Below are 14095 nucleotides of genomic sequence, written 5' to 3' on the forward strand. Positions count from 1 at the left end.
ACGCTGAGAATTTTGTGACATATGTCACGGCGGCGCACTCCGACTTTCAGGTCAGAAAGTGTTAACTACTTTGTGGTTACACGTGTAACCGCACTCAAATGCCCCAGCGGCAGCGCGCTGCGCGCCTTGACCTCGCCCAGCGAGAAGCTGGTGTGCATATCCTTGACGTTGGGCAGGTTGATCAGGCTTTGCAGCGCAAAGCGCGAAAAGCTGTCCAGATCCTGCGTCACCACCTGCAGCTCGAAGGTGCCGGTGCCGCTGATGTAGTGGCAGGCAATCACCTCGGGCAGCTGCTTGATGGCGGCTTCCAGCTGGCGCGTGGCGTCGCCCGAGTTGCGGTCGGCGTCGAGCCGCACGAAGGCCAGCACGCCCAGGCCGATCTTGTGGCGGTCGATCACCGCCTGGTAGCCGGTGATGTAGCCGCGCTCCTCCAGCGCGCGCACGCGGCGCCAGCATGGCGCGGCCGACAGGCCGACGCGGTGCGCAAGCTCTGCATTGGTCAGGCGGCCATCGGTTTGCAGTTCGTGCAGGATGGCGATGTCAAACTTGTCGAGTGTTTCCATATGGTCAAATTTTAAGCAAGATTCTTTCTTGAGAAGGCCTTTGGCAGGCAAAGAAAGCAAACACTTATCTGGCGCTGCGACATACACTTTGCGGTGGATTCCCGCACCCCGATCTGAGTCGGGGGCAGGCCGCGCGGGAATGACAAAAATCTTGGAGACTGACGTACATGAACGCCCCGCTGCCAGAACACATCCGCAAAGCCCTGGAAACCGTCGCGCTCGACGACAAGTACTCGCTGGACTACGGTCCGGCCTTCATGAGCGGAGTGCAGGCGCTGGTCAAGCTGCCGATGCTGCAGCGGCTGCGCGACCAGCTGGCGGGCAAGAACACGGCGGGCTTCATCAGCGGCTACCGCGGCTCGCCGCTGGGTGGCTATGACCAGGCACTGTGGAAGGCCGCCAAGTACCTGAAGGCGCAGAACATCGTGTTCCAGCCCGGCGTCAACGAGGAGCTGGCGGCCACCGCGCTGTGGGGCACGCAGCAGCTCGGGTTTTCACCGGCGGGCACGAACAAGTTTGATGGCGTGTTCGGCATCTGGTACGGCAAGGGGCCGGGCGTGGACCGCTGCTCGGACGTGTTCAAGCACGCCAACATGGCGGGCACCACCGAGTTTGGCGGCGTGATCGCGGTGGCCGGCGACGACCACATCAGCAAGAGCTCGACCGCCGCGCACCAGAGCGACCATATCTTCAAGGCCTGCGGCACGCCGGTGTTCTTCCCGGCCACGGTGCAGGAGATCCTGGACCTGGGCATCCATGCCTTTGCCATGAGCCGCTTCTCGGGTGTCTGGGCCGGCATGAAGACGATCCAGGAGATCGTTGAGTCCAGCGCCACGGCCATGATCGACCCCGAGCGCGTGCAGATCAAGATCCCGACCGACTTCGAAATGCCCCCGGGGGGTCTGCACATCCGCTGGCCCGACCACGCGCTGGAGCAGGAGGCGCGGCTGTTCCATTACAAGTGGTACGCCGCGCTGGCCTACATCCGCGCGAATCGGCTCAACTACAACGTCACCTCCGGCCCGCACGACCGCTTCGGCCTGATGGCCTCGGGCAAGGCCTACAGCGACACGCGCCAGGCGCTGATCGACCTGGGGCTGGACGACGCCGCCTGCCAGCAGCTCGGCATCCGGCTGCACAAGGTCGGCGTGGTCTGGCCGCTGGAAGCCCAGCTGACGCGCGAGTTCGCCACCGGGCTGCAGGAAATCCTGGTGGTGGAAGAAAAGCGCCAGGTCATCGAATACCAGGTCAAGGAAGAACTCTACAACTGGCGCGCGGACGTGCGCCCCAACGTGGTGGGCAAGTTCAGCGAGCAGAGCGAGGGCGACTTCAGCGGCGGCGAATGGTCCATGGCGAATCCGACCGCGAACACGCTGCTGCGCGCCAATGCCGACCTGTCGCCAGCGCTGATTGCCAGCGCCATCGCGCAGCGGCTCAAGAAGCTCGGGGTCGATGGCGACATGGCGGCGCGCATCGACGCGCAGCTGGCGATCCTGCAGGCCAAGGAGCGTTCCATGCAGGTGCTGGAAGTCAAGGCCGACCGGCTGCCGTGGTTCTGCTCGGGCTGCCCGCACAACACCAGCACGGTGGTGCCCGAGGGCTCGCGCGCCATGGCCGGCATCGGCTGCCACTTCATGGCGACCTGGATGGACCGCAGCACGGTCGGCTTCACGCAAATGGGCGGCGAGGGCGTGCCCTGGGTCGGGCAGCAGCCGTTCACCACCGACCAGCATATCTTCGCCAACCTGGGCGATGGCACCTACTTCCACAGCGGTCTGCTGGCGGTGCGCCAGTCCATTGCGGCCGGCGTCAACATCACCTACAAGATCCTGTACAACGACGCGGTCGCCATGACCGGCGGCCAGCCCGTCGGCGAGCGCCCCGAGGGGCACTCGGTGGTGCAGATTGCCCAGTCCATGCGGGCCGAAGGTGCGATCAAGATCACCATCGTCACGGACGAGCCCGAAAAATACGATGCCGTTAAAGGACTGCCCGAGGGCATCGCCATCCAGCACCGCGACACGCTGGACGCGGTGCAGCGCGAGTTCCGGGAAATCAAGGGCACCACGGTCATCATTTACGACCAGACCTGTGCGACTGAGAAGCGCCGCCGGCGCAAGCGCGGCACGCTGGTGGACCCGGCCAAGCGCGTGGTCATCAACGAGCTGGTGTGCGAGGGCTGCGGCGACTGCGGCGAGCAAAGTAACTGCCTCTCCGTGGAGCCGCTGGAGACCGAATTCGGGCGCAAGCGCCAGATCAACCAGAGCAGTTGCAACAAGGACTATTCCTGCGTCAAGGGCTTTTGCCCAAGCTTCGTCACGGTCGAAGGCGGCCAGCTTCGCAAGAAAGCCAAGGACAAGGCCGCGTCGCCGTTCGAGCTGGGCGTGCTGCCCGAGCCGGTGATCCCCGAGGCGCGTGATGTGCCGGGCGGAGTCTGGGGCATCGTCGTCGCGGGCGTCGGCGGCACCGGCGTCATCACCATCGGCCAGCTGCTGGGCGTGGCCGCGCATCTGGAAGGCAAGGGCATCGTCACGCAGGACGCGGGCGGGCTGGCGCAAAAGGGCGGCGCCACCTGGAGCCATGTGCTGATCGCCAACCGGCAGGACGACATCCGCACCACGCGCGTGAGCATGGCCGCGGCCGACCTCATCATCGGCTGCGACCCGATCGTCGCGGCCGGCAAGGAGACGATGCTGCGCATGCGCGAGGGCCGCACCCATGTGGCGCTGAACACGCACAGCGCGCCGACCGCGGCGTTCGTGCACGACGCCAACTGGAAGAATCCGGGCGAGGCCTGCGCCGGGGAGATCGCCAAGGCGGTGGGTACAGCAGCGGTCGGTTCGTTCGATGCCGACACGGCCGCCACCCAACTGATGGGCGACAGCATCTACACCAACCCCATGCTGCTGGGCTACGCCTGGCAAAAGGGCTGGATCCCGCTGGGCCGCGATGCGCTGCTGCGTGCCATCGAGCTCAACGCCGTGGCGGTGGACAACAACAAGGCCGCGTTCGAATGGGGCCGGCGCGCCGCGCACGATCCGCAGGGCGTGGCCGCGCTGGCCTCACCGGGCCAGGTGATCGAGTTCAAGAAACGGACCTCGCTGGACGACATGATCGCCACGCGGGTTGAATTCCTGACCGGTTACCAGAACGCCGCCTATGCGGCCCAGTACCGGGCCTTTGTCGACAAGGTGCGCCAGGCGGAGTCGGCGCTGGGCAAGACGCTGCTCGCCGAGTCGGTGGCGCGCTACCTGTTCAAGCTGATGGCCTACAAGGACGAGTACGAGGTGGCGCGGCTGCATACCGACACGGCTTTTCTCGCCAAGATCAACGGCATGTTCGAGGGCGACTTCAAGCTCAACTACCACCTGGCCCCGCCGCTGCTCGCCAAGCGCAACGACAAGGGCGAACTGCAAAAGCGGCCCTTTGGCCCCTGGATGCTGACGGCCTTCAAGCTGCTGGCCAAACTCAAGGGTCTGCGCGGCACCGCGCTCGACATCTTCGGTAAGACCGGGGAGCGCCGCACCGAGCGCGCGCTGATTGGCGAGTACCGGGCCAGCATTGAGGAGATGCTGAAGTCGCTCAGCGCCGCCAACCACGCCACCGCCGTCGAGATTGCGCGCATCCCCGAGCAGATCCGCGGCTACGGCCATGTGAAGGAGCGCCACCTGAAGGCCGCGCGCGTGCAATGGAAAGCGCTGCTGGCGCAGTGGCGCGATCCGCAAGGGGTCAGGAAAGTGGCCTGAGCCGGGGATTTGTCACTCAAATACCCCGTCGTTCGCAGGGACGGGCGTGTATGGGTGTAGGTCCATCAGAAGGCACGGCCGGTCTCGCGGGCAGACATGATAGCGCGGCATACAATCCCGCATTGCCTGCTTTCGGGCGCATTCCTGCGCCCGGGGGTTTCCATTGATCCAATCGTTGTGGAGTTTTCCCCGTGTTTATTTCTTCTGCCTTTGCCCAAACCGCTCCCGCCGCCGCTGCCGGCGGCGACATGATGTCGTCGCTCACCAGCATGGCGCCTCTCGTGCTGATGTTTGTGGTGCTCTACTTCGTGATGATCCGCCCCCAGATGAAAAAACAAAAGGAACACCGGACCATGCTGTCGGCGCTGGCCAAGGGCGACGAGATTGCCACCGCAGGCGGCGTGCTGGGCAAGGTCACCAAGCTGGGCGATAGCCTGCTCAGCGTCGAGATTGCCAGCGGCGTGGAAGTGCAGCTGCAGCGCAGCGCGGTGGTGCAGGTGCTGCCCAAGGGCACCATCAAGTAATCCGTTCGATGGCTTTCAGGTCAGTCGTTTCAAGTCGTTAAAGAGCAAAGCGCGAACATGAACCGTTATCCGGTGTGGAAGTACGCGATCATCGTGATCGCATTCCTGGTGGGGGTGATCTATACCCTGCCCAATTTCTTTGGTGAAGCGCCGGCCGTGCAGGTGTTGTCGGCGAAGTCCGTCGTGAAGGTGGACGCCACCACGCAGACCCGCATCGAAGACGCGCTCAAGGCAGCAAATATCACGGCCGATGCCGTGACCTTCGAGGGCAATTCCATCAAGGCCCGCTTCAACAACACCGACATTCAGCTCGCGGCCAAGGACGCGATCCAGAAGGCCCTGAATCCCGATCCGTCGGATCCGGGCTATGTGGTTGCGCTGAACCTGCTGTCGCGCTCGCCGGCCTGGCTGACGGCCTTGCATGCGCAGCCGATGTACCTGGGGCTGGACCTGCGCGGCGGCGTGTACTTCATGCTGCAGGTGGACATGCACGCAGCGCTGACCCAGAAAACGGAGTCCATGAGCGGGGATATCCGTACGCTGCTGCGGGAAAAGGACTTGCGCTACAGCGGCATCAACCGCAACGACACCGTGATCGAGATCGCGTTCCGCGACAGCCAGACGCTGCAGGGCGCGAAGAACCTGATTGCGGACCAGTTTGCCGACCTGCAGACCACGGACGCGCCCGATGGCCTCGGGTACAAGCTCATGGCCTCCATCAAGCCCGAGGCCGTGCGGCGCATCCAGGAGCAGGCGCTCAAGCAGAACATGGTGACGCTGCATAACCGCATCAACGAACTCGGCGTGGCCGAGCCGGTGATCCTGCAGCAGGGGCTGGACCGCATCGTGGTGCAGCTGCCCGGCGTGCAGGACACGGCCAAGGCCAAGGACATCCTGGGGCGTACCGCTACGCTGGAAGTGCGCATGGTCGATGAGGGCACCGAGGCGCGCGTCGCCGAAACCGGTGCCGGTGCGGTGCCGTTTGGCGATGAACGCTACCTGGACCTGAACGGCCAGCCCGTCATCGTGAAGAAGCAGGTGGTGTTGACGGGTGAGAACCTGACTGATGCACAGGCCGGCTTCGACAGCCAGACACAGGAGCCCACCGTCAACCTCACGCTGGATTCCAAGGGTTCGCGCATCTTCCGCGATGTCACGCGCGACAACGTAGGCAAGCGCATGGCCATCATCCTGTTTGAAAAGGGCAAGGGTCAAGTGGTTACGGCGCCGGTGATCCGCAGCGAGATCGGCGGCGGCCGCGTGCAAATCTCCGGGCGCATGACCGCGATGGAGGCCAGCGACACCGCGCTGCTGCTGCGCGCCGGCTCGCTCGCCGCACCGATGGAGATCATCGAGGAGCGCACCATTGGCCCGAGCCTGGGCGCCGACAACATCAGCAAGGGCTTTCACAGCGTGACCTGGGGGTTTTTGGTGATCGTCGCGTTCATGTGCGTGTACTACATGCTGTTCGGCGTGTTCTCCAGCCTGGCGCTGACCTTCAACCTGCTGCTGATCGTTGCGGTGCTGTCGATGCTGCAGGCCACGCTGACGCTGCCCGGCATCGCGGCCATGGCATTTACCATGGGTATGGCGATTGACTCCAATGTGCTGATCAACGAGCGGGTGCGCGAGGAGTTGCGCGGCGGCGCCTCGCCGCAAGCGGCGATTCACGCCGGCTACGACCGGGCCTGGGCGACGATTCTGGACTCCAACGTCACGACCCTGATTGCCGGTCTGGCGCTGCTGGCGTTTGGCTCCGGTCCGGTGCGCGGTTTTGCCGTGGTGCACTGCATCGGCATCCTGACCAGCCTGTTCTCATCGGTATTCTTCTCGCGCGGCCTGGTGAATCTCTGGTATGGGCGCAAGAAAAAACTCAAGAGCGTGTCGATTGGTACGGTCTGGCGCCCGGCGGCAGAGACCGCCGTCGCCAAGGCGAAATAAGGGGCGGCACCATGGAATTTTTCAAAATCCACAAGGACATCCCGTTCATGCGGTATGCCCTGTTATTCAACGTGGTCTCGGCAGTCGTTTTCGCGCTGGCGGTGTTTTTCCTGATCTCGCGCGGCCTGAACCTGTCGGTGGAGTTCACCGGCGGTACCGTGATGCAGGTCACCTACCCACAGCCGGCCGATCTGGCCAGGGTGCGCAACGACACCGCGAAACTTGGATTTTCCGATGTGCAGGTGCAAAACTTTGGCAATTCGCGCGATGTGATCATTCGCCTGTCGGTCGAAAAGGGGGTGACCTCGGCGCAGCAGAGCGAGAAGGTCCTTGCCGCCCTGAAGGCAGATGACCCTGGCGTCGTCATGCGCAGCACTGAATTCGTCGGGCCGCAGGTGGGCGAAGAACTGGTCACGAACGGCCTCAAGGCGCTGGGCACGGTGGTGGTTGGCATCATGATTTACCTTGCCATGCGCTTCGAGTGGAAGTTCGCGGTGTCGGCGATCATCGCCAACCTGCACGACGTGGTCATCATCCTGGGCTTCTTCGCCTTCTTCCGCTGGGAGTTCTCGCTCTCGGTGCTGGCGGCGGTGCTGGCCGTGCTGGGCTACTCGGTGAATGAGTCGGTGGTGATTTTCGACCGGGTGCGCGAGGCCTTCCGGCGCTTTCGCAAGATGGACTCGACGCAGATCATCAACCATGCCATCACTGCCAACATCAGCCGCACCATCATCACCCACGGCTCGACCCAGATGATGGTGCTGTCGATGCTGCTGTTTGGCGGCCAGACGCTGCATTACTTTGCATTGGCGCTGACTGTGGGTATCCTGTTCGGTATTTACTCATCGGTATTCGTGGCCGCCGCGATTGCGATGGAGCTCGGCATCAAACGGGAAGACATGATCAAGACGCCGGTCCGCAAAGAGGGAGAAGATCCGAACGACCCGAATGCGGGAGCCCAGGTCTAGACCAGCATGGCTGTTGCGCGCCCGTCCACCCCTGATTCACTCTTGGCGCGCCAGGCGCGCGAGCAGTTTGTCGCCGAGGTGGGGGACGTTTTCGCCGAGATGGCCAGCGCGATTCAGGCGCGGCTGGCAGCGCTGGCCGATCAGGTCGGCAACCCCCGCAACATGCAGGAGCGGCGCGATGCGATGCTGGCCTTTCAGAAGCTGGGTCCGCGCTGGCAGGATGGCGTGCAGCAGGGCTGGCGTAGGACCCTGACGCCGGCCGTTGCCGTGGCGCGCGACATGCAGGCAACCCAACTGCTGTCGCTGGTCGGCAACGAAGAGGTCGAAAACACCATCCTGGCGTCGCGCCTGGTTCAATCCATCCTGGACAAGACCAGCTGGGAGCTGAACGACTTGCGCCTGCGCATCCAGCGGCTGGACGGCATGCATGAAATGGACAGCCATGATGCCTTTCGCCCCGAAGTGCTGGCTGCCCTGGTGGTGCAGGAATGGACCGCCTGCGGGCTGGACCGGGTGGCGTGGGCGCTGGTCAACGACGTGATCCGGCACCACCTGGTAGACCGCCTGATCGAGGCCTATCACCATGCCAACGAGTTCCTGATCCAGCGCGGCGTCATGCCCGAGATCGATCTCAAGCCGCTGGTCAAGCGCAGCGCCGGCGGCCGGCTGGGGGCGCGCCGCAGCGCCGACGCTCCGAACACGGGCGGGGACACGCCAGCCGACACCACGGGCGGCCACTCCGAGGGGTCCGGCTTCACCGGAGGCGGTGGTGCTGGGGGCCGCGCTGCGGGAGGGGGTCCGGCCGGCAGCGGCGGTGTTTCCAGCGGCAGCGGCGTGCCACCGGTCGCAGGCCGGACCGGCGTGAGCCGTCTGGCCGACGAAACCCGCATGTTGACGGGCAGCACGCCGCTGGCGCGGGTGCGCATGCGCGCCCAGGGCGTGATCGGACAGCTCAAGCGCCTGCTAAGCGACCGGGTCTCAGGCTACGACATGACGCGCCCGATGCAGGCCTCGCCGGCGCTGGCGCAGGCGATCTCGGACATCCAGGCCACACAGCTGGCTGCCTATGAGGGCTTCGAGGTCAGTTACGACGCACCGGGTGTCGAGCAGGCAGTGCACCAGATTCGCGAGCGCACCGCCAGCCTCAAAAGCCGCGCAACCAACGCCAACGAGAAGGCGACCATTGAAATCGTGGCGCTGATGTTCCAGAGCATCCTGGCCGAGGAGCGCATTCCGGCCAGCGTGCGCGTCTGGTTTGCCCGGCTGCAAATGCCGGTGCTGCGCGTGGCGATCGCCGAGCCCGAGTTCTTCGGCACGCTGCAGCATCCGGCGCGCCAGCTGATCGACCGCATGGGCTCGTGCGTCATGGGCTTCGATGCGCGCGCCATCGGCGGCAGCACGCTGGAGGCCGAGATCAAGCGGGTGGTGCAGGTCATTGAGCAATACCCCGAGACCGGACGCCGGGTGTTCCAGCTGGTGCACGATGAATTCCAGAAATTCCTGGCCAAGTTCCTGACCGAAAAAGACGTCACACAGCGCGTTACCACGGTGGCGCAGCAGGTCGAGCAAAAGGAAACACTGGCGATCCAGTACACCATCGAGATGCGCAACATGCTCAGCACCATGCCGGTGCGCGACGAGATTCGCGATTTCCTGTTCAAGGTCTGGGCCGAGGTGCTGGCACTGGCAGCCGTCAAGAACGGCCCGCAGCATGACGACACCCTGCTGCTCAAGCGTGCGGCGGTGGATCTGGTGTGGGCCGCCAGCGCCAAGCCCAACCGCAGCGACCGGGCCCGCGTGATCCAGGACTTGCCCAAGCTGCTGCAGCAGCTGCGCCAGGGCATGACCCAGCTCAATATGGGCAAGCCGGTGCAGGAAGTTCACCTCAAGGTGATTGGCGATACGCTGGCCGACGCCTTCCTGTCCAAGACCGCCGCCATCCCGCAGGCGCAAATCGACGACATGGCGCAGCGGCTGGCGAATCTGGAAGACTTTGTCACCGACGACGGCACCGGCGACCTGCCGTTCGATGCCGAAAGTCTCGAGATGATGCTGGGCATCGACGCCTCCAGCATCGACGTGGTGTCGGACGGCGGCTCGCGACCCACCGAAGCCATGCTGGGCTGGGCGCAGGAGCTCGAGCTGGGGAGCTGGTTCACGCTCGACCACAACAACAAGCTCAGCCAGGCCCAGTATGTCTGGCGCAGCGAGCGCAAGCAGCTGCACCTATTTGCCTCGACCGACGGGCGCAGCTACCTGATCCAGGCGCGCCGGCTCGCAGCCTATCTGCAGGCCGGCCTGCTGGTGCCGACCGAAGAAGAGGCACTGACGGTGCGCGCCACGCGCGAGGCGCTGGCCAAGCTCGATGCCAATCCCGAGCGTTTGCTGAACTGAAAAAAGCGGCTGCTCTTGAGCGGCGCCGGGTGTGCGAGCCGGCCGCCGCGCCGGGCCGCCCCAAGCAAGGCCAGCCCCCGCGGGGGGCAGCGCAGTACGCGCAGCGACAAGCGTGGGGGCTTTCTAGTGCGCCAGCCGGCCGGATGCGTCGTCGCACAGCTCATCGAGCACCAGCGAGTCGGGCTCCTCGCCAAAACGCCAATACACCATCAGCACGATGATCTTGAGATCGTCCAGCGAGACCGGGTCGCCAGGCGCGGCCATCGCGCGGTCCAGCACGATTTCGCGCATGGGCGCGGGCAGCACCCCCGACGATTCGAGAAAACTGATGAATCCCAGGCATTGCGCGCCCAGATGGTCCTGCTCGGCCACCGAGTACACGCGCATGCTGATGGGCGACTGGCGCGGTGCGGCGGGGTCGGCTACCGGCGCCATCTGCGTGTCCTGCGCGGCCAGATTCAGTCCATCGAGCCAGGCGAGGGCCTGCGCAATCTCGTCTTCCTCGAAGCCGACGATGCTCAGCTTGCGCCCGAGCTGCTGCAGCTCGGGGCACGCGTCGCCTCGCCAGTAGTTTTCGTAGACGAACACGAGCACTTCAAACATGGCCCCAATATAGCGCAGAAGCCTGGCGAGCGCGGGGGCCAGCGAACGCAGCGAAGGGCCGTCCCGAGCAAGTTCAGCCCCCTTGGGGGGCAGCGCAGTACACGAAGTGACAAGCGTGGGGGGCCTTTTAAGCCCGGCCCATGCGCTGGAACAGGCCGCCGGGCAGCCGCGCCACCTGGCCATCGAGCTCCAGTTCGAGCAGTTGCGCCTGCAACTGTGCCGTCGCCAGCCCGGTTCGGGCTTGCAGGGCGTCCAGGCTGACGGGGTCGTAACCCATCTGCTTGAGCAGGCTTTGTTGTGAAGGATTTTGGCTCTCAGCCCCCGTGCTGTCTGGGCTAGATGCTATGTTGTTGATAGTGCCCGGGAGCCGGAGTTCTTCGAGCACGTCCTGCGCCGTCTCGACCAGCTTGGCGCCCTGCCTGATCAGTGCGTGGCAGCCGCGCGACTGGGTGGAGGCAATCGAGCCGGGGATGGCAAACACCTCCTTGCCCTGCTCGGCGGCAAGCCGGGCGGTGATCAGCGAGCCCGATTGCAGCGCTGCCTCCACCACCAGGGTGCCCTGCGCCAGCCCGGCCAGAATGCGGTTGCGCTTGGGGAAGTTGGCCGCCAGCGGCGGCGTGCCGATCGGGAACTCGCTGATGATCAAGCCGTGGCGCGCAATCCGGTGCGCCAGCTCCAGATGCTTTTTGGGGTAGACGCGGTCCAGTCCGGTGCCGACCACCGCCACGGTGGCCAGCCGCTGGCCCCCCACCGCCGCGCCCTCCAGCGCGCCCAGGTGCGCCTCGCCGTCGACTCCCAGCGCCAGCCCCGAGATCACTGTCAGGCCTGCTTCGCTGAAGGCCCGGGCAAACTGGCGCGCGTGGACGGCGCCCTGCGGCGTCGGGTTGCGGCTGCCGACGATGGCCAGGCTGCGCCGCAAGTCATTCGCTATCAGATGAGGAGCTGATTGTGCAGGCCCCGTATGGGCTACAGCCTGATTTTCCTCAAAATTCCCGGCGCCGAGCAGGTACAGCATCAGCGGCGGATCTTCGATCGTCAGCAGCGAATCCGGATAGTCCGCGTCGCCCAGCGCCAGCACCCGGCGCTGCGTGCCCGGTGCCGCCTCGTGCAGCCATTGCCAGGTGGCGTCGAGTTGGGCGGCCAGTTTGGGCGGCTCGGCCAGCAGCGCACTGGCCTGGGTGGCGCTGACGATCTGGCGCAGCGCCGTGGCGGACTGGCCGAACACGGCCTGCGGCAACCCGAACGCGGCCAGCAGCTTGCGCGCGCTGGCGTTGCCCACGCCGGGGGTCAGTGTGAGCCTGAGCCAGGCGGCGAGTTCGTCGTGCTCCATGGGCGTGGCGGCCGATCAGGCCGCAGGCGCGGTGGCACGGGCGAAGGTGGGCATGTCCTAGCGCGGATTCACGACGCGGTCGCCGACCTTCACGCCGTCGGTGATCTCCAGGATCAGCGCGTAGGACAGCTTCTCGAACGGGCGGAACACCATCAGCAGGCCGTTGCGTTCATCGGGCAGTTTGATGTGCGCCCTGGCCGGGTCGGTCGGGTCCACCAGGCGCTGGCCGTCTTTCACGATGGCCAGCACGTCGCCGCTCTCGATGCCGTCACTGGTGCCGCGGTTGATCACCACCACCTGGTTTTGCGCCGCATTCACCACGGCACTGCCGTACACCGACACGATGCGCCCTTTGACCTCGCCCTGCGGGGCATGCGGCGTGTAGCTGAGGAACTGGCGCGGCGGCTCGGGCAACAGGCGGTCGCCGACGCGAATTTCTTCCTTGGCGGAGACGATGTCGATGGTGGCCGGCACGATCTCGGCCTGCAACTTGCCATCGACGCGATCGTCGGTGGAGGTCGATTCGCCGCGCACGAGACGCGCCTTGCCCAGGTATTGCGCCTCGTAGCCGAGCACCATGCCGGTGTCCGGATCCTTCAAGGGCGTGGCGTTGCGGAACACGCGGAATTCGGACGCCTTGCCGGCGTCGTCCTTCAAGGGGGCGCTGGCATCGCCGCGTGCATAGGCGCGGTCGCCGCGCGTCAGCAGCACGCGGTTTTCCTGGGTCGCGACGATGCGGGGCGCGTGCGCCAGGCCGTTTTCATCCACGATGATGGGCTCGGCCAGGAACGGCTCGATCAGGTCCGAGCGCAGCGTGGGCAGCGCATTGCCGGCCAGCGTTTCGTAGCGGGTATGCGGTGACAGGCGCACCGTATCCATGGCGGAGCCGTTGCCGGCCGGGCCTGTGCGCAGCCGGGCCCGCCCGTTGGACTTGTCCAGATACAGGTTCTGGCCGGGATAGATGAGGTTCGGATTGCGGATTTCCTGCAGGTTCATGCCCCACAGCTCGGGCCAGCGCCACGGGCGCTGGAGGTACAGGCCCGAGATGGCCCACAAGGTGTCGCCACGTTTCACGGTGTAGCTGTCGGGCGCATTCGGTGCGAGCTCGCCAATTGGCACGCCGGCCTGCGCGACCTGCTCGGCCGTGGCGCGCTGTGTGGGGGTGACCGGGTAATTCTGGGTCTGGGTCTGGGTCTGGGCCTGCGCGGGCGCTGCGAGCCACAGGCTTGCGAGGGCGGTGAGGACCAGCACAGGGGTCCGGACTGTGAGCGTGGTGGTTGCCGTGTTCGTTCCCGCCATCATGTGTTTCATATTTTTCTGCATCACGGACGCCGCAAAGGAGACTGAATCGGGCCGTCTGCGCGTGGCGGAAAACCCGGCGAAAATCTTGATAAATCGCGGTTGATTCTGCACTCAAGCCCTTGATTGGGCAACGTTTATTGGCTTTTGCGACGGCCGGCGGCGGCAAAAGTAGCGAAAATAGCGACATCTATTTTGAGATTCCATGGCTTTACTTCCCATTCTCTGTTACCCCGACCCCCGGCTGCACACGGTGGCCAAGCCGGTGCGCGCGGTCGACGCGCGCATCAAGACCCTGATCGCCGACATGCTGCAGACCATGTACGAGGCGCAGGGCATCGGCCTGGCGGCAACGCAGATCGACGTGCACGAGCGCCTGCTCGTGATCGACGTGTCCGACGAGCGCAACCAGCCGCTGGTGCTGATCAACCCCGAAATCATCTGGGCCAGCGCCGAGCGCCATGTCAGTGACGAGGGCTGCCTGTCGGTGCCCGGCATTTATGACGGCGTGGAGCGCGCTGCCGCCGTCAAGGTGACGGCGCTGGACGGCCAGGGCGAGGCGTGCACCCTCGAGGCCGAGGGCATGCTGGCCGTGTGCATCCAGCACGAGATGGATCACCTGATCGGCAAGGTGTTTGTCGAATATCTGTCGCCGCTCAAGCGGAACCGCATCAAGACCAAGATGCTCAAAGCCAGACGCGAAGCGGAAAAGGTCTGATCTGCGGCG

The 14095-nt window shown here is 65.2% G+C and carries 10 protein-coding genes; 6 read left to right on the forward strand and 4 right to left on the reverse strand.

Features of this window, described 5'->3' with window-relative positions; genetic code table 11:
- Positions 1-65 precede the first annotated feature (65 nt).
- A complete protein-coding gene (locus B0E49_RS08640) occupies positions 66-563 on the reverse strand; it encodes an Lrp/AsnC family transcriptional regulator (protein ID WP_077561789.1) in 498 nt (165 codons plus the stop codon).
- 167 nt (positions 564-730) lie between these two features.
- Between B0E49_RS08640 and B0E49_RS08645 the strand changes: the two genes are divergently transcribed.
- From B0E49_RS08645 to B0E49_RS08665, 5 genes are all read left to right on the forward strand, one after another.
- On the forward strand, positions 731-4309 hold the full coding sequence (locus tag B0E49_RS08645; RefSeq protein ID WP_077561790.1) for an indolepyruvate ferredoxin oxidoreductase family protein: 3579 nt from the start codon (positions 731-733) through the stop codon (positions 4307-4309).
- A 191-nt stretch (positions 4310-4500) separates the two neighbouring features.
- Complete coding sequence (gene yajC / locus B0E49_RS08650; RefSeq protein ID WP_077561791.1) at positions 4501-4833, forward strand: preprotein translocase subunit YajC; 333 nt, start codon at positions 4501-4503, stop codon at positions 4831-4833.
- A 57-nt stretch (positions 4834-4890) separates the two neighbouring features.
- Positions 4891-6774: a protein translocase subunit SecD gene (secD, locus tag B0E49_RS08655; RefSeq protein WP_077561792.1), complete on the forward strand. Its 1884-nt coding sequence runs from the start codon at positions 4891-4893 to the stop codon at positions 6772-6774.
- An 11-nt stretch (positions 6775-6785) separates the two neighbouring features.
- A complete protein-coding gene (secF, locus tag B0E49_RS08660) occupies positions 6786-7742 on the forward strand; it encodes a protein translocase subunit SecF (RefSeq protein ID WP_077561793.1) in 957 nt (318 codons plus the stop codon).
- A 6-nt stretch (positions 7743-7748) separates the two neighbouring features.
- Positions 7749-10136, forward strand: a complete 2388-nt coding sequence (locus tag B0E49_RS08665; protein ID WP_077561794.1) for a DUF1631 domain-containing protein — start codon at positions 7749-7751, stop codon at positions 10134-10136.
- Between the two features lie 123 nt (positions 10137-10259).
- Here B0E49_RS08665 and B0E49_RS08670 read toward each other — a convergent pair whose 3' ends face one another.
- The 3 genes from B0E49_RS08670 to B0E49_RS08680 all read right to left on the reverse strand — a co-directional run bounded on the left by B0E49_RS08670 (position 10260) and on the right by B0E49_RS08680 (position 13371).
- On the reverse strand, positions 10260-10739 hold the full coding sequence (locus B0E49_RS08670) for a Smg family protein (RefSeq protein ID WP_077561795.1): 480 nt from the start codon (positions 10737-10739) through the stop codon (positions 10260-10262).
- A 127-nt stretch (positions 10740-10866) separates the two neighbouring features.
- Entirely contained in the window at positions 10867-12069 is a 1203-nt protein-coding gene (gene dprA / locus B0E49_RS08675; RefSeq protein WP_077561796.1) for a DNA-processing protein DprA, read from the reverse strand.
- A 57-nt stretch (positions 12070-12126) separates the two neighbouring features.
- Positions 12127-13371 (reverse strand): LysM peptidoglycan-binding domain-containing protein, encoded by a 1245-nt coding sequence (locus B0E49_RS08680; protein ID WP_077561797.1) that lies wholly within the window; start codon positions 13369-13371, stop codon positions 12127-12129.
- 202 nt (positions 13372-13573) lie between these two features.
- On the opposite strand from B0E49_RS08680, the gene def reads away from it, so the two are divergent.
- Positions 13574-14086: a peptide deformylase gene (def, locus tag B0E49_RS08685; protein ID WP_077561798.1), complete on the forward strand. Its 513-nt coding sequence runs from the start codon at positions 13574-13576 to the stop codon at positions 14084-14086.
- Positions 14087-14095: the final 9 nt, after the last annotated feature.

Origin of the sequence: Polaromonas sp. C04 (assembly GCF_002002705.1) — a bacterium.
Classification (GTDB): domain Bacteria; phylum Pseudomonadota; class Gammaproteobacteria; order Burkholderiales; family Burkholderiaceae_C; genus Rhodoferax_A.